The sequence below is a fragment of the Lentzea sokolovensis genome (genome assembly GCF_033949975.1).
Taxonomy (GTDB): Bacteria; Actinomycetota; Actinomycetes; order Mycobacteriales; family Pseudonocardiaceae; genus Lentzea; species Lentzea sokolovensis.
Genome location: NZ_JAXAVU010000014.1, coordinates 77,187 through 92,576, shown reverse-complemented (window position 1 = coordinate 92,576; position 15,390 = coordinate 77,187). Strand labels below are relative to the sequence as shown.

Below are 15,390 nucleotides of genomic sequence, written 5' to 3'. Positions count from 1 at the left end.
GAGGAGTCATGACCGTGATCACCGCTTACGAGGACACACCGACCCGGACCGCCGACGTCGGCGGCACGACGTTCGCCTACCGGGAACTCGGCCAGGACACCGGCACGCCGGTGGTCTTCCTGAACCACCTGGCCGCGGTGCTGGACAACTGGGATCCCCGTGTCGTGGACGGCATCGCCGCCCGGCACCGGGTGATCACCTTCGACAACCGGGGAGTGGGGGCCTCGCAGGGCAGGACACCGCGCTCGGTGGACGCGATGGCACGGGACGCCGCCGCCTTCGTCCGGGCGCTGGGCCACGACCAGGTCGACCTCCTCGGCTTCTCGCTGGGCGGTTTCGTCGCCCAGGTGGTCGCCGAGCGGGAACCGCGACTCGTGCGCAGGATGATCCTCGCGGGCACCGGCCCGGCCGGTGGCGAGGGCATCGACAAGGTCACCGCCGTCACCGTGCTCGACACCCTGAAAGCCGTGCTCACCTTCAAGGACCCCAAGGAGTACCTCTTCTTCACCCGCACGGCCAACGGCAAGGCGACGGCGCGGCAGTTCGTGAACCGGTTGAAGGAACGCGCGGACGACCGGGACAAGCCGATCTCCGTCACGGCGTTCCGCAACCAGCTCAAGGCGATCCACGCGTGGGGCGTTCAACGGCCTGCGGACCTGACGGTCGTCCGGCAGCCGGTCCTCGTCGCGAACGGTGACCACGACAGGATGGTTCCGAGCAGCAACTCCGCCGATCTCGCCCGGCGCCTGCCCGATGCCCGGCTCACGCTGTACCCGGATGCCGGGCACGGCGGCATCTTCCAGTACCACGACGAGTTCGTCGCCGAAGCTCTCAGGTTTCTCGAGGCGTGACCGCGATCGGTGTCCGTGCCGGATGCCGGCAGGCCGCTATCTGACCTGTCGGCCAGCGACCTCGATGAACGCGGCCAGCATCTCCTCGCTCTTCACTTCGAGCGCCTTCAGCTCCGAGAGGTCCTTCGCGTTGACCAGTCCGTCGACCGGCCCGAACACCCTGTCCGCGTGCCCCAGGAGTTCCGCGTCGTCGGTCAGCAACCGGATGCTGAGCCGGGCGAGGTGTGCGGCGGCACCGCGTTTGTCCGACTCCGTGTGGGCTGCCCGTGCGTCCGCCGCGTCCGGCTCGCCGCGTTTGAGGAACCACAAGGAGATCAGGGCTTGCCGGAGCTCGGTCAGCGCCCCGGCGAACGTCACGTAGGCGTTGATCCTTTCCTGACGGAGTCGTTCGTGGCGCGCGACGCGTTCGGTCCGTCGCGCGGTGAGTCGTCCGAACAGGTAGGTGAGGCCCGATCCCGCCAGGGTTCCGACTACTGCGATCAAGCTGGTGAGCGCACTGTTCACGCCTGGAAGTCTGGCAGCCGGTGACCGTTGCCGGGTGCGGGGTTCTCACCGCTCACGGTGCAGTACGAGGTGTTCGTGGTAGAGGATTCCGTCGCGGACGTCGCCCGTCGCGGTGAACCCGAGGTCGTCGAAGTAGTCGATGTGGTCGCCGTCGACGGTGTACCGGCCCGTGTAAGCGCGTTCGCGGCCGTCGCGCTCTTCCTCGTAGCGTCCGTTGGGCAGGAGTTCCTGCCGGATGCGGCCGTCCGCGGTGACCCACATGCCGACATGGGGGTGTGGTGCGGTGGCCTGCCGGCTGATGTCGTTGGACATGGTCTTCGCCTTTCGTTGGTCTGCGGCGTGATCAGGACGAGTGCGCGGCTTTGAGGATTCGGTCCCGTGAGGCACGGACGTCCTGTCCGAGCGCGGGCACGTCGACGTCCAGGACGGTGCCCTCCCACTTGCGGACCTGGCCCGCGATGAACACCGCGCGGATGTTGCGGGCGTCGGAGCCGAGGACGAGGGTGCCGATCGGGTCGTTGAGCGGCATGTTGTTGAGGTCCTCGGCGTGCACGACCAGCAGGTCCGCCTGCTTGCCCGGGGTGAGGGAGCCGGTGACGTCGCCGAGTCCGATGCTCTTCGCACCGTGCAGGGTCGCGAAGTCGAGCACGTCGTGAACGCCGATCCGGGAGGGTGTCGCGGTGGTGCCGTAGGCGGCGTTCACGGCACGCATGCGCTGGATCGCGTGCAGGGCGCGCATTTGCGTGAACATGTCGCTGGCCAGGGCGACCTCGACGTCGATGCTCAGGCCGGGGCGGATGCCCACCGCCAGTGCTTCGTCGATGGCGGGGACGGCTGTCTCGAGTCCGATCTGCGCTTCGGACGTGGGCGCGAGGGAGACCGCGGCGCCGGTGTCGGCCATGGCCTGCCAGGCCGCGCTCGTGAGGCCGGTGCAGTGGATCAGCGAGACGTCCGGACCGAGAACTCCCTGCTCTGCCCAGCGCAGCACGGCTGCCGACGACGAGGTGCCGAAGACGGCGTCGACGCTGACGCCGATGTCGAGATCGCGTGCGATTCGCGCGAGGCGGGGACCGTGGGCGAGGTCGGGTCCGGCGATCTCGTCGGTGGCCAGGGTGGCGAGGCGCAGCGTGACGAGGCTGTCGCTGGTGGAGAAGTAGGTGTCCTTCAGCCGCGTGAGATCGGCCGGCCAGTGGCCGTCCCAGTCGCCGAAGTGCGGGCGCATCGAGGCGTGCACGCCGCGGATGCCCGTGTCGATCAGGGCCTGGACGGCGGCGTCGGAGTGGGCGGGTGTGCGGGAGTTGTGGGAGAAGTCGAGCATCGTGGTGATGCCGCTGTCGATGGCGGTCAGCGCGGCCAGTTTCGTCCCGACGTACATGTCGTCTGGCTGGTAGACCGGGGCGATGCCGGCCAGCGTGGACATGACGTACTCGCCGAGGTCGTTGACGTCGGGCATGACCCGGCGCAGCTGCGCCTCCCAGGCGTGCCGGTGGGTGTCGACGAAGCCGGGAGCGATGATCGAGCCGGTGGCGTCGACGACGATCGCGTCGGTGACGGGCAGTTCGGCGGCGACAGCGGTGATCGTGCCGCCCTCGACGAGCACGTCGCCTCTGGGCAGGACGCCCAGAGCGGGGTCCATGGTGACGACGGTCCCGCCGGTGAGCAGGACGCGGCGTCGCGGGTCCGAGGCGTGCCGGCGCAGCAGTTCGAGCGTGGTGGACATGGTGGTTCCTGCCTTCTGGGGTTCAGCGGGTGAGGTGGTGCCACTTGTTCATGCGGTCGCGCAGGTCCACAGTGGACGCGTTGGCGGAGAACGTGCCGTCGCCGCGGTGGTGGAACTCGCCGGCTCCCCGCTTGGCGGCGTCGAACCACGCCCGTTCCCCGCGCAGGATCCACAGGTGGTAGTCGTCAACGAGCCGGTCGTCGGCCACGGTGCACTCGATGTTGGCGAAGCACTCCGCGACCAGTGGCGCTCGCACCACGGTGGCGGGGGAAGGGGTGAGGCCGAACCGCCGCCACTTGTCGGTGTCCCTGCCGGAGGTGTTGCCCACGCCGACCACGCGCTCGGCGAGGTCGATGGACGGGATCGCGATGACGCACTCCCCGGTCGAGCGCAGTGCGTCGTAGCTGTGGTCCCACGGGCCGACGATCAGCCCGATCAACGCACCGTGGGCGACAGGCATGTTGAAACCGTTGGTCATCAGGTTCGCGCGGTGTCCGTCGAAAGTGGACACCATGACGACAGGGCCGGGCTCGATCAACCGGTGCACGTCGCTGATCGGGTACTCGGTGAAACCCTGGCGGTCGAGATTGGCGGTGGTCATGGTCGGAGCCCTTCTGGTGGAGGCGCGGGCGGTGACGGCGAGCTCGCGCCCGCCGTCACCGGCAACACGCACCGCATGCGGCTAGATCGCCTGTGCGGTGGGGAGAATCGTGATCTCGGTGAGGTTCACGTGGCGTGGCACGGCGGCCATGAACGCCACGGTCTCGGCGACGTCGGCGGACTGCAGCACGTCGATCTGGTCGATGAGGTCGGCCATGAGCTTGGTCGCGTCCGGGTCGGTGACGTGGCCGGGCAGCTCCGTGTCGACCATGCCGGGCTCGATCGTGGCGACGCGGACGTTCTTGCGGCCGAGCTCGACGCGCAGCAGCCGGGTGAGGTGGCTGATGTAGGCCTTGGTGCCGGAGTAGACCGAGAACTTCTCCAGGATCCGGGTGGCCGCGATCGACGACGTGGTGATCAGGTCGGCGGGCCCGCCCGCCTCGGCGGCGGCGGTGAGGTGCGGCACGAAGGCGCCGATGACGTTCATGACCCCGGTGACGTTCAGGTCGATCTGGCGCTGCCAGTCGTCCTGGCGCAGGTCGGTGATCGGCGAGACGAGCTGCACGCCGGCGTTGTTGAAGACGAGGTCGGCCGTGCCGAGCCGGTCGGCGACCTGGCGGGCCGCGGCGTGCACGGCCTCCCGGTCGGTGACGTCGACGGGAACGGCGATCGCGGTGCCACCGGCACGGGTGATCGACTCGACCAGGGTGTCGAGGTTGTCCTTGCGACGGGCGAGCACGGCGACCTTCGCGCCGAGTTCGGCCAGGCGGAGGGCGGTGGCGGCGCCGATGCCGCTGGAGGCACCGGACACGACGGCCACGCGGCCGGCCAGCGGGGTGTTGGTGAGCAGAGCGGACATGGTGGAAGTCCCCTTCCGGGAAAAGGCGGGTGGGTGAACGGGTCAGACCGCGACGACGTCTTCGTGGGCGGTGGCGGCGGACTTGTCGCGCCACGGCGCCAGGTCCTGCTCGATCCGAGCGAGCTTCACCTGCAGGCGGTCGATCGTGTCGGGTCCCAGGTACAGGTGGGTGGGCAGGGTGTCGCCGCTGGTGACCTCGTGGATCAGGGCGGCGCCCTTGACCGGGTCGCCGAGCTGGGTGTGGTTGGCCGTGCCGACCCAGTCGAGGGTCACGTGCGCGGGCGTGCCGTCGTAGTCGGCGATCCGCTCGGCCGCGAGCGAGAGCGAACTGGCGTCGAGGAAGTCCGTGCGCAGCACGCCCGGCTCGACCACCATGGACTGGATGCCGAACGGTGCCAATTCGGCCGACAGGGCCTCGCTGATCCCGGCCACGGCGAACTTCGACGCGCTGTACAGGCTCACGCCCGGCTCGCCCTCGAAACCCGAGCGGGATCCGATGTGGACGAGCTTGCCGGAGCCCTGCCGGCGCAGGACGGGCAGCACCGCGCGGGTCATGGTGATCAGGCCGAAGACGTTGAGGTCGAACAGCGACCGCGCCTCGGCGTCGGTGATCTCCTCCAGCGCGCCGAGCAGACCACGGCCCGCGTTGTTGACCAGCACGTCGATGCCGCCGAAGCGGTCGGTGGCGGCCTGCACGGCGCCGGGGACGGCCTGGGCGTCGGTGACGTCCAGCGCGACGACCAACGCGGTCGGCGCCGTCTTCAGGTCTTCCGGCACGCGGTCGGGGTTGCGGACGGCGACCACGACGTTGTCGCCGGCGCGGAGGGCGGCACGGGCGATCTCCGCGCCGAGGCCGCGGGACGCTCCGGTGATGAACCAGGTGGACATGTGAATCTCGTTCCTTCCGGCTGTTCTGCCTGTGCGGCGGGGGGTTTGCCGCTGCTGACAGGAACGAGTTTGTCCACGTGGGACAGCCGGAAGAAGGCCGCGGATTTCCTGGGAGGAACGCACCCACCCAAGGCACCGCGCCGAGATCTAGACGAGCGGGACCTCCGCCGTGCGGGAGGCGCATAGCGCGTCGGCGTGGACGCGCAGGCGCCGGAACGCCTCCGCGGTCGGGGAAACGGGCTCGGCCTGGTAGACGACCAGTTGCTGGTGCGGTGCGCCGCTGACGGTGAACGTGGAGAACTGGATCTCCAGGTCGCCCACCCGCGGATGGCGCAGGTGCTTGATCTCCTGGGTTTTGGGCTTCACGTCGTGCCGGGCCCACAGTTCGGCGAACTCCGGACTGCGCTCGGACAGCACGGCCACGACCTCGGCGATGCGCGCGTTGCCGGGATCGTGCCCGTACGCGGCGCGGATCTCGGCGGCGCAGGAGTGCGCCGCGCGGTCCCACTCCCGGTAGAACTCGCGCCCGGCCGGATCGAGGAACACCATGCGGGCCAGGTTGTCCGCCGGGGTGAAGCCCGCGTGCAGCGCGTCGGCCATGGCGTTGCCCGCCAGGACGTCCAGCGCGGGCCCGACGACGAACGCCGGTGCGTCGGACCAGCTGTCCATGAGCTGTCGCAGCTGAGCGCTCACCGGCAGGCCGTCCGTGCCGCGCCACGCCCTGGCCTCCGCCGGCCGCACCAGCAGCCACAGGTGCTCGGTGGTCGCGGCGTCGAGCTGCAGAGCCCGTGCCACGGCCTCCACCACCTGCGCCGACGGACTGGACTCGCGGCCCTGTTCCAGGCGCATGTAGTAGTCGCTGCTGACCCCCGCGAGGATCGCGACCTCCTCGCGGCGCAGGCCTTTGACGCGTCGGCGGCCGTGCTCGGGCAGGCCGACGTCCTGCGGCGTGAGGGCTTCACGCCGGGCACGGAGGAAGTCGCCGAGTGGTGTGCCGGTCATGACGGCAGACTCAACCCGTGCGGCGGTTTCCCGTCAACCGCAGGGCTCCCCGGGTGAGACGCACCCAGGCTGAGCTCTCGCTCCTGTCCTAGCCTCGATCGCATGAACGGCGACCGGAACACGGCGCTGGGCGCGTTCCTGCGCACGCGCCGTGCTCTCGTTCGACCCGAGCAGGCGGGGTTGAGCACAGCGGGCCGCCGCCGGGTGCCCGGGCTGCGCCGGGACGAGGTCGCCCTGCTCGCCGGGCTGAGCGCGGGCTACTACGCCAGGCTGGAACAGGGACACGAGCGGCCGACCCGGCAGACCGTGGAGAGCTTGAAGCACGCGCTGCGCCTGGACGAGAGCGCCACCGTCGAGCTGCACCGGCTGGCTCGCCCCGCTGCCCGCGACCGGCGCGAACGCGTCAGTCCGCACCTGCTGGTCCTGCTCGGCGACTGGACCGCGGCGCCGGCCTACGTCCTCGGCCGGTCCGGTGACGTCCTGGCCCGCAACGCCCTCGCCGCCGCACTGCACAACCGCTTCGTCCACCGCGACAACCTGCACCGCATGATCTTCCTCGATCCCGCGGGACCCGAGTTCTTCCGCGACTGGACCGCCACGGCCCGCGCCGCCGTGCACGATCTGCGCCAGGTCGCCGGCCAGACCGCCGACGAGCGCGGGCTGCGGGAGCTGGTAGGCGAACTGGCCATCGCCAGCCCCCGGTTCCGCGGGCTCTGGGCCGAACCGGAGCCACGCGGCCAGGTCCGTCCGGGCACCTGCTTCTTCCACCCCGACGTCGGCGAGCTGGACCTGCGCACGGAGGTCTTCCCGATCACCAGCGCGCCCGGCCAGCGGCTGGTCGCCCAGCCGGCCGAACCGGGATCACGCTCCGCCGACGCGTTGGTGCTGCTGAGCACGCTGGCCGCCTGACAGCGGGCCGCCCGGGATCAGGCGGTCTGGCCGACGACCACCTTCACCGTGGAGTACTTGCGGCGCAGGTCCTTGAACGGCTGGTACTCCGGCGAGTCCCAGAACGCCTGAACCGCGGCCCTGTCGGCGAACTCGTGGATCACGAGCGTCGGCGGGGTCCAGTCGCCTTCGAGCACCAGCGCGTCGGCGTCGGTGAGCACGTTGCGGCCACCTGCCTTCTCCAGCAGCGGAATCACCCCGTCGACGTACTGCTGGAAGCCGGCCGGGTCCGCGACGTTCAGATCGATCACGACATAGGCGGTCATGTCCGCGTCTCCTCAAGATGCGATGTGGTGAACGCTGTCGACGCTAAACGCGGAGATCGGTCCTTCCAATGCTTGTCTCGACCTCATACATACTCGAAACGACCACCTGGAGCGCTGTAGCCTGATGTCATGGACGTCTTCAGCGACGTGATCTCCACGGTCAGGGCGGGCCGCGCGAAGTTCACCCGTTCCCGTCTGAGCGGCCGGTGGGGGTACGCGTTCGGCCCGTATCCCGGAGCCGGCTTTCACGTCGTCCTGGAGGGCAACTGCTGGCTGATTCCGCCGTCCGGCTCTCCCGTCGCCCTCGGTGCGGGCGACGTGGTGTTCCTGCCGCACGGCGTGGTGCACGGCATGAGCGACAGTCCGGACAGGACCATCGCCGAGCTGCCCCTGGCGCCGGAAGCCGGCCCGCCGGACCACGAGCCCGCGCCCGGCCAGGCGCAGTTGCTGTGCGGGGCCTATCGGCTGGATCGCGGGCAGGCCCACCCGTTCCTGCGGACCCTGCCCGAGGTCGTCCACCTCCCCGCCCGGCTGGGTGATCACTCCGCCCTGCGCAGCGCGGTGGACCTGCTCGGCGCCGACCTGATCGAGGCCCGTCCCGGTGCCGCGGCGGCCGTTCCCGCCCTGATGGACCTGCTGCTGGTCTACCTGCTGCGCGCCTGGCTCGACGAGGAGGCCGCACGCCACGGCCCGCGCGGAGGCTGGTGCCTCGCGCTCACCGACCCGGTCGTCGCCACGGCGCTGCAACACATCCACCGCTCGCCCGCGCACCCGTGGACGGTCCAGGAACTGGGCGCCGAGGTCGGACTGTCCAAGACGGCCTTCGCCCGCAGGTTCACCTCTCTGGTCGGGCAGTCCCCGATGGCCTACCTGACCTGGTGGCGGCTGAGCACCGGCGCACGGATGCTGCGGGACGGCCAGGCGCCGCTGGCCGCGATCGCCCGCAACGTCGGCTACACCTCGGAGTTCGCCTTCTCCGCCGCCTTCAAGCGGGAGTTCGGCGCGGCGCCGGGCAAGTTCCGCCGCCAGCAGCGCGACATCACCGAAGCGGTCGCCTCGAACCGATGAAATTGTTGTCGTGCAACGCGTTGAGATCCTGCGGTGCGTCCACAGAGGACTTTCGTTCGCAGGCCCCCGACACGCCGCGCAACGCGCTGTTGCGGCGTACAAGGCACATGCCGACGCATGAGGTGTAGTATTGCCGTCTATCGGGGCCTGACTTCGTCAAATCTTCCCGAACCCCCTAGCGCCGTGCGGCTGCTTCGGCTCCAGTACCACTCGCTGAGAGCACGCACAGGATGCAAAGAAAGTCGGAAACCCATGCAATCCCAGTACTTTTCGCGTAACGACGTGCCCGACCACAGCGCAGACGGCGCAGGTGCCGGGACGCGTCCGGCGGCCGCGTTCTCAGGGGACGGGCTCTTCAGCCACCCGGACACGGGTCACCTCGATTCGAGGTCTGACTCGTCGCCCGACGAGGACCAGCGGTCCTACACCGGTCTGTTCCGCGAACCGGCGGACGCGCCGCAGCACTCCAGCGAGACGGCCTGACCCCACAGCTCTGTCCGCCGTCGCGCTCTCACGGATCCGTGACGAGCTCGAACTCGGTGTCCAGCAGCTGTCGAGCGTCGAGATCGCCCCAGGAGGCGGCCCGTTCGAGCACGCCGGCGGCTTCGTCCTCATCGCCGTGCTCCAGGAGGAACGCGCCGAGGTGGTAGCCGGCGGCGGGCTCGCCGAGTTCGTCGGCCGCCCGGTACTCGCGCTCGGCGGCCGCGAGGTCGTCGCGGCGCCGGTGCAGGAACTTGGCGTAGTCGATGTGCGCCTGCTGGGCGTCCAGGTCGATGGCCGCGCGCAGCAGTCGTTCGGCTTCGTCCAGGCGTCCGAGCTCGGCGTAGACCTCGGCCAGCGCGCAGTAGGTCGTCGGCCGGGCCGCGTCGAGGTGCTGCTCGGCGACGGCGAGTGCGGTGTCGACGTCGTGCCGGTCGTGCAGGTGGAGGCGGGCCAGGTTCGCGGGCGCCAGCGTGTCGCCCAGGGCGACGGCGCGCTCGAACATTCCCACGGCCTCGTCGAAGCGTCCCTGCTCGGCCAGGAACAAGGCGAAGTTGTTCATCGCCTTGCTGTCGCCAGAGGCGACGGCGAGCAGGTAGGCGTTCTCGGCGTCGTCGGTCAGGTCGAGGTCGGCCAGCACGTCGGCCAGGACGTCGGCGAGATCGTCGCGTCCTGCCGCGACCAGGGGACCGAGCAACTCGTGCGCCTCGATCAGCCGGCCCTGCTCGAGATACCCGAGGGCCAGCAACCGCGCGGCCGCGGGTTCTCCCGCGGCGACTGCCTGTTCGAGCACTTCGATCGCCCGCTCGTGCGGCGCCTGGTCGGTGGTGCTGTCGAGCATCTCGGAGCCATGACGGCTCAACGGGCCTAAGTCAGGCTCACTCATTTGGTCACCCACAATCTGTGCGAAGGCTAACCCATTCGCGGCGGGTGGCTCACCACGCGGTGCCAGAGCCTCGTCGACACGGCTCCGGCGTGACCGAGCAGACACGAACCCGATCGGCCTCCGCTCCGAACCAACCAGGAGAACGGAGGTCTCGTCGTGAACTCGCACCGAAACGAAAACCCCGTACTGATCACCTCTGCCGCCCCCTCCTACGAGGACCAGCTCTCGGCACGGCGCCGCCGGTACGCCCTGATGATGAGTCTGCGCATCCCGTGCATCCTGCTGGCCCTGCTGTTCGCGAAGATCTGGTGGCTCGCGCTCATCCTGATCCTGCTGTCCGTTCCGCTGCCCTGGATGGCGGTCCTCATCGCCAACGACCGGCCGCCGCGCAAGGCCGAGTCGCCCCAGCGACTGCGTCCTTCACGGTCCGCGCTCACGGCTGGCGACGACGAGGAGTCGCGGTGACCGGCCTGACCGTGGTGGTGGGGTACGGGGACGCGGCTCTGGACGTGTTGCGGCATCTGCCGTCGCGCTTCGATCGACCCGATGTCGTGGTGCTCGACCATGACGCGATAGCGCTGACCAGTGCGTTCGCCAACGGTGCCAGGGTCGCCCGCGGCGATGGCCGGGACATCTGCGCGTTGCGGCACGCCGGAACGGAGTTCGCGGCACGGGTGGTCGTCGCGGTTCCCGACGACCTGGACGGACTGCAGGTCACGATGGCCGCGCGCAGCCTCAACCGGACGGCGACCATCGTGGCGGCGGTCCGCGATCCCCACAACCAGAGCCTGTTCACGAGACTGGGCGCGGACGAGGTCTTCGTGCGGGCCAGGTCAGCCTGACAACCCGCGGTAGAGCGCGGCGAACGGATCGGCGACGGCGTCGATGTGGAACCGCTCGCGCACGGTCTTCTGCCCGGCCGCCGCGATCGGGGCGGTGGCGGCGCCGAGACGCACGACCTGCGCCAGGCCCTCGCCCAGCGACCGCGCGGCCGACGTGTCGACGAGAAAACCGTTGTGCCCGTGCTCGACGTAACAACTCAGGCCGCCGCGAAGCGGACCGATCGCGAGCAACCCGGCCTCCATCGCTTCGAGCACCGCGATGCCGAACTCCTCCTTCGCGCTCGCGCAGGCGTAGACGTGCGGAGCGCCTGAGGACGGCGCGGCGGCCACCAGTTCGTGCTGGAGCAGCCGGACGTCGTCGTTCGACCAGGCAGGCAGGACGGCGAGCCGTCCCCGTGCCGAGGGTTCGGAGCGGGCCAGGCCGAGCACCTCGTCGAGCACCTTCTGCTCGTCCGGTGTCCGGTCGGTGGAGGAGCCACCGATGATCACCAGCGCGGTCGAGCGGTGCAGACCCGCCTCCAGCCAGGCGCGCACCAGCAGCGGCTGCTGCTTCATCGGGTGCAGCCTGCCCACGTTGAGCAGGACGGGCAGGCCCTCGGCGGAGACGTCGAGGCGGGGCAGCGCGGAGGGCGCGAACAGCTCCCGCACCAGTGACCGCCCGGTGGGCGGCGGCGCCGGCGCGATGCCTTCTTCGAGTGCCCCCAGGGCCGCCGGGGTGAGCTGGGGGAAGTGCGTCAGCACCTCGTCCTGCCTGCCGCCGATGGTGATCACCTGGTCGGCGCGCTCGACGAGGTGGTCGGCGGTGCGCACGCGGTGCAGGTCGAACCGCATGGCCGCGAGGTCCCCGGTGTCCGCGGGATGGCGCTCGGCCAGGTGACGGTGCGGGTCCGGGGTGACGGTGAACACGAGCTTCGCGCCGAGCAGGCGAGCGGCGTCGGCCACGGCGAGAGAGCCGTCGTCGGAGTAGCGGACGTGCACGACGTCCGGCGACAGCCCGCACCTCGGCAGAAGTCTCGTGAGCCACCAGGTGATTCCCGCCCGATGACGCGCCATGTCCGGTTGTGCGAGCGCGACCGGTGAGTCGACGGGCACGCGCACCGTCCAGTGGTCGAGCTCGGAGTTCTTCTCCACGGTCACGGTGGTCGGTTCCGGTGCGAGCACCACGGTGACCACGCGGCCGATGTCCTGCCGCGCGACCAACGCGTCGGCCAGCGAGGAGAGGAAGACGGTGAGGCCGCCGCTCGCACCCTCGCCCGGCCGGGCGGTTCCGCCGATGAGCATCGACTGGGCGATCGTGGGTCCTGACACGGGTGAGGCGACCGGCAACGAGATGTCGTTGTGCAGCAGGTCGAGCATCAGTTTTTCATAGGGGGAGCGGGGATCGGCGTCGACCGGCTCGCCGAGCGCGTCGAGATGGCGCCACAGCGCCGGGCCCGTGGCGAACTCGCGCGCTTCTTCGGGACCCAGCGGAGTGAGGCGGTGCAACCAGGACGCGTCGAGCAGCCACGTGCGGACCGCCTCGTCCCTTGTGGACGAGATCACACGGCGTAATTCGGCGGTCGTCGCCTCCTCGCCGTGTGCGCGCACGGTCGCGGGGATCCGTTCACACAAAAGGGAAAAGGTGGTCGGACGCGGATCGCGTCTCAGGGCGTCGACCAGGAGATGAGGGCTCTGCGCCACGGGGGCGTTCTCGGCCTGCCGGGATTCCAGTGCTCGCTGTACTTCTGGATGTGTCCGCACCTCTGGTGTTCGAACCGGAGGGTGCCTTCGGATCGAACAACTTTCCAGTCACACCACCAAGGAGGAGTCCGGTGCCGCGTTTCGTCGTTGTCAGCCCGCCCTTTCGTTCCCACGCCCAGCCCATGTCCGTGTTCGCCACGGCATTGAGCACGGCGGGTGCCCGGGCGGTGACGTTCGCCTGCGGGGCCGAGTTCACCGATCTCGCTCCCGGTGTTCCTTTCGTGGCAATGAGAACCACGCGCGAGTCGAACAGCGGCGTCGCGGAGCGGACGGCGCAGGACGCGCGCTCGGCGCGTGGTCTCACCGACTTCCTCGAAGCCACCAAAGGAGGTGCGGTGGCAGCACTGCTCGCGCAGACACGCCGCCGCAGGACGGAACTGCTTGCCGCACCTGAAGAAGTGATGCGCGATCTGAGTGCGCTGCACGATCGCCTGAGGCCTGACTGGTACGTGGTCGACCAGATCGACTACGCCACGACCTTGGCGCTGCACGCGCTCGATCTGCCGTTCTTGTCCTATGTCACAGGGCATCCGACCTATCTGGTGTCACGTGACGACCAGCTCTTCGGACTGCCGCAGGTGTGGCCGTCCTCCGTGCGCCCGTCACCGGAAGAGCTCGCCGAACTGGCCGCGGAGGTGCGCCTCACCGATCAGGCTCTCACCGCCGAGTTCTCCCGGTTGCTGCGCGACTTCGCGCCATCGCGGCCGGTGCCGCCCCGCGCGTTCGCGCTGACCTCCTCCCACGCCGCCGTGCTGAACTATCCGGAACTGCCTTGGTTGCCACCGTTGCCGGAACGCCAGCAGCAGATCTTTCTCGGCCACTGCACGACTCCAGAGCCGCTCGACGACGTCTGGCTCGACCGCGTGCGCGGCAGGCGAGTGCTCCTCGTCGCGCTCGGCACGTTCCTGTCCGCGCGGCACGACGTGTTGCGCACGGTTGTTCGCGGGGCCCTGCGGATTCCCGGCCTGACCGTGGTGGTCGCCGCGGGTGGCCGTGTCGCCGAACTTGCCGACCTGGCCGCTGATCCGCGTGTCGTCGTGGAATCCGTCGTGCCTCAGCGCGCGTTGCTGCCGCACGTCGCCGCGATGGTTCACCACGGTGGCAACAACTCCTTCACCGAATGCCTGCAGGCGGGCGTTCCCGCGCTGGTGCTGCCGTTCTCCAGTGACCAGTTCTGCATCGCCCACGACGCCGAGAAGGCGGGCGCGGGCGTGTGCCTCGATCCCAACGCGGCCACGTTCGAGGACGTGGCGGAGGCCTTGGAATCGGTGCTGGAGAAACGGTTCGCGGGCCTGCACGACGCGGTGCGCGCCGCAGGGCCGGACGTGGGCGCCGCACGGCTGCTGGAGGTTCTGGAGCACTGGGCTCACCCCGGCACGCGTCCCAGGACGTGACGCAGCGCCTGCTCCAGATCCGGATACCGGAACACGTGCCCTGCCTTGGTCAGCACGGCGGGCCGGACCAGCTGGCTCGCCTCGGCCAGTTCCCGCGCACCCTGTTCGCCGAGCAGGAGCCGGGGCCCGAAGGAGGGGACCGGCAGCAACGCGGGCCGGTGCAGCACCTTCGCGAGCGTGGCGGTGTAGGTGCTGTTGCGCACGGGCTCTGGGGCGACGGCGTTGACCGGTCCGCTGAGCGAGGTGTCGTAGAGCGCGCGGTGGTAGACGTCGACCAGGTCGTCCATGCCGATCCAGGACTGCCACATCCGCCCGTCGCCGAGCCTGCCGCCCAGCCCGGCGGTGAACAGCGGATGGAAGATGCGCAGCGTGCCGCCGTCGGGCGACTGGACGAGTCCGGTGCGCACCGTCACCACTCGAACCCCTGCCGCGGCGGCGGGAGCGGTGGCGGCCTCCCAGTCGGCGACGACGTCGGCCAGGAAACCCTCGCCGCGTTCGCTGTCCTCGGTGAGCTCCTCGTCACCGCGGTCGTTGCCGTAGAAGCCGATCGCGGACGCGCTGACGAACACCGCCACACCGGTGGCCGCGGCGAGGTCGGCGAGCGCGCGGGTCGGTCCGATCCTGGAGGAGCGGATCGCCCGCCGGTGCGCTTCGGTGAACCTGCCCGCGATCGAGGCGCCCGCGAGGTGCACCACGGCGTCCACGCCGGCGAGGAGATCCGCGGCCGGGCGGTCGGGGTCCCAGCGCCGCTCGTCCTGGCCCGCGGGGGAGTGCCGCACCAGCTTGACCACCCGGTGGCCCGCGGTGCTCAGGAACGACCAGAGCGCGGTCCCGACGAAGCCACTGGCACCGGTGATCGCGACGGTCATCGGCCGGTCGCCCGCCTCCCGGGCGGCCGCCTGCGCGGCGAGGTCGGCGGCGAGTTGGCGGTGCCGGTAGGCGAACATCGACCGCAGCAGCGCGCCGGGCACCGGTGTGTCCACCCGGTCCGTCATCCGGGTCCGCTCGCCCTCGGCCTGGAACTCGTGGGTGTGCCGCCACCTCAACGCCCAGCTCAGCGGCGCGGAGTCGAGCTCGTCGACGAACCGGTGCGGCGGGCTGTACTCGGTGTGCCGCGCACCCCAGCGCAGTCCCAGCGGCAACCCCAGCACCGCCCGGCCACCGTCGAGCGAGCCGGCCTCGCGCACCACCCCCACCGGTTGCCAGGGCGGCGTGAGCCGGTGGATCGCTCCCGGCCGCTCGTGCCAGGCGAACACGTCGTCCAGTGGCGCGTCGACGACGCTGGAGCAGATCAAAGACATGACTCAACGCTAAGTGCGCCGTTCCGCGTCCGCTTGATGGG

General features: G+C 70.3%; 18 protein-coding genes. 7 read left to right on the top strand and 11 right to left on the bottom strand.

Annotated features, from left to right (window positions below; all coding sequences use genetic code 11):
* Positions 1-8: 8 nt before the first annotated feature.
* Positions 9-851, top strand: a complete 843-nt coding sequence (locus SK854_RS34510) for an alpha/beta fold hydrolase (protein WP_319979321.1) — start codon at positions 9-11, stop codon at positions 849-851.
* A 36-nt stretch (positions 852-887) separates the two neighbouring features.
* Here SK854_RS34510 and SK854_RS34505 read toward each other — a convergent pair whose 3' ends face one another.
* From SK854_RS34505 to SK854_RS34475, 7 genes are all read right to left on the bottom strand, one after another.
* Positions 888-1,334 (bottom strand): hypothetical protein, encoded by a 447-nt coding sequence (locus SK854_RS34505; RefSeq protein ID WP_319979320.1) that lies wholly within the window; start codon positions 1,332-1,334, stop codon positions 888-890.
* A 66-nt stretch (positions 1,335-1,400) separates the two neighbouring features.
* Entirely contained in the window at positions 1,401-1,667 is a 267-nt protein-coding gene (locus tag SK854_RS34500; RefSeq protein WP_319979319.1) for an Atu4866 domain-containing protein, read from the bottom strand.
* Between the two features lie 31 nt (positions 1,668-1,698).
* The gene (locus tag SK854_RS34495; RefSeq protein ID WP_319979318.1) at positions 1,699-3,075 is read right to left on the bottom strand and encodes an amidohydrolase family protein; all 1,377 of its coding nucleotides are present in this window, start codon (positions 3,073-3,075) and stop codon (positions 1,699-1,701) included.
* A gap of 22 nt (positions 3,076-3,097) precedes the next feature.
* Entirely contained in the window at positions 3,098-3,676 is a 579-nt protein-coding gene (locus SK854_RS34490) for a flavin reductase family protein (RefSeq protein ID WP_319979317.1), read from the bottom strand.
* Between the two features lie 81 nt (positions 3,677-3,757).
* Positions 3,758-4,534 (bottom strand): SDR family oxidoreductase, encoded by a 777-nt coding sequence (locus SK854_RS34485; protein ID WP_319979316.1) that lies wholly within the window; start codon positions 4,532-4,534, stop codon positions 3,758-3,760.
* Between the two features lie 42 nt (positions 4,535-4,576).
* Positions 4,577-5,422 (bottom strand): SDR family NAD(P)-dependent oxidoreductase, encoded by an 846-nt coding sequence (locus tag SK854_RS34480; RefSeq protein ID WP_319979315.1) that lies wholly within the window; start codon positions 5,420-5,422, stop codon positions 4,577-4,579.
* Between the two features lie 147 nt (positions 5,423-5,569).
* Complete coding sequence (locus tag SK854_RS34475; protein ID WP_319979314.1) at positions 5,570-6,424, bottom strand: helix-turn-helix transcriptional regulator; 855 nt, start codon at positions 6,422-6,424, stop codon at positions 5,570-5,572.
* 102 nt (positions 6,425-6,526) lie between these two features.
* On the opposite strand from SK854_RS34475, the gene SK854_RS34470 reads away from it, so the two are divergent.
* Positions 6,527-7,333 carry a helix-turn-helix domain-containing protein gene (locus SK854_RS34470; RefSeq protein WP_319979313.1) on the top strand — a complete coding sequence of 269 codons (807 nt, stop codon included), beginning with the start codon at positions 6,527-6,529 and terminating at the stop codon, positions 7,331-7,333.
* 17 nt (positions 7,334-7,350) lie between these two features.
* Here SK854_RS34470 and SK854_RS34465 read toward each other — a convergent pair whose 3' ends face one another.
* Positions 7,351-7,638, bottom strand: a complete 288-nt coding sequence (locus SK854_RS34465) for a DUF1330 domain-containing protein (protein WP_319979312.1) — start codon at positions 7,636-7,638, stop codon at positions 7,351-7,353.
* Between the two features lie 129 nt (positions 7,639-7,767).
* Here SK854_RS34465 and SK854_RS34460 point away from each other — a divergent pair, with 129 nt between their 5' ends.
* The gene (locus tag SK854_RS34460) at positions 7,768-8,706 is read left to right on the top strand and encodes an AraC family transcriptional regulator (protein WP_319979311.1); all 939 of its coding nucleotides are present in this window, start codon (positions 7,768-7,770) and stop codon (positions 8,704-8,706) included.
* Between the two features lie 282 nt (positions 8,707-8,988).
* On the top strand, positions 8,989-9,189 hold the full coding sequence (locus SK854_RS34455; RefSeq protein WP_319979310.1) for a hypothetical protein: 201 nt from the start codon (positions 8,989-8,991) through the stop codon (positions 9,187-9,189).
* 28 nt (positions 9,190-9,217) lie between these two features.
* On the opposite strand, the gene SK854_RS34450 is transcribed toward SK854_RS34455, so the two are convergent.
* Complete coding sequence (locus tag SK854_RS34450; RefSeq protein ID WP_319979309.1) at positions 9,218-10,072, bottom strand: tetratricopeptide repeat protein; 855 nt, start codon at positions 10,070-10,072, stop codon at positions 9,218-9,220.
* 156 nt (positions 10,073-10,228) lie between these two features.
* On the opposite strand from SK854_RS34450, the gene SK854_RS34445 reads away from it, so the two are divergent.
* Positions 10,229-10,537, top strand: a complete 309-nt coding sequence (locus tag SK854_RS34445) for a DUF3099 domain-containing protein (protein WP_319979308.1) — start codon at positions 10,229-10,231, stop codon at positions 10,535-10,537.
* The gene (locus SK854_RS34440; RefSeq protein ID WP_319979307.1) at positions 10,534-10,914 is read left to right on the top strand and encodes an NAD(P)-binding protein; all 381 of its coding nucleotides are present in this window, start codon (positions 10,534-10,536) and stop codon (positions 10,912-10,914) included. The genes SK854_RS34445 and SK854_RS34440 overlap by 4 nt, the downstream gene beginning before the upstream one ends.
* On the opposite strand, the gene SK854_RS34435 is transcribed toward SK854_RS34440, so the two are convergent.
* Complete coding sequence (locus SK854_RS34435; protein WP_319979306.1) at positions 10,906-12,525, bottom strand: glycosyltransferase family 4 protein; 1,620 nt, start codon at positions 12,523-12,525, stop codon at positions 10,906-10,908. The two genes, SK854_RS34440 and SK854_RS34435, sit on opposite strands and share 9 nt — an antisense overlap.
* Positions 12,526-12,881: 356 nt before the next feature.
* On the opposite strand from SK854_RS34435, the gene SK854_RS34430 reads away from it, so the two are divergent.
* On the top strand, positions 12,882-14,048 hold the full coding sequence (locus SK854_RS34430; protein WP_319979305.1) for a glycosyltransferase: 1,167 nt from the start codon (positions 12,882-12,884) through the stop codon (positions 14,046-14,048).
* On the opposite strand, the gene SK854_RS34425 is transcribed toward SK854_RS34430, so the two are convergent.
* Positions 14,021-15,349: a TIGR01777 family oxidoreductase gene (locus SK854_RS34425; protein ID WP_319979304.1), complete on the bottom strand. Its 1,329-nt coding sequence runs from the start codon at positions 15,347-15,349 to the stop codon at positions 14,021-14,023. The genes SK854_RS34430 and SK854_RS34425 overlap by 28 nt on opposite strands.
* Positions 15,350-15,390: the final 41 nt, after the last annotated feature.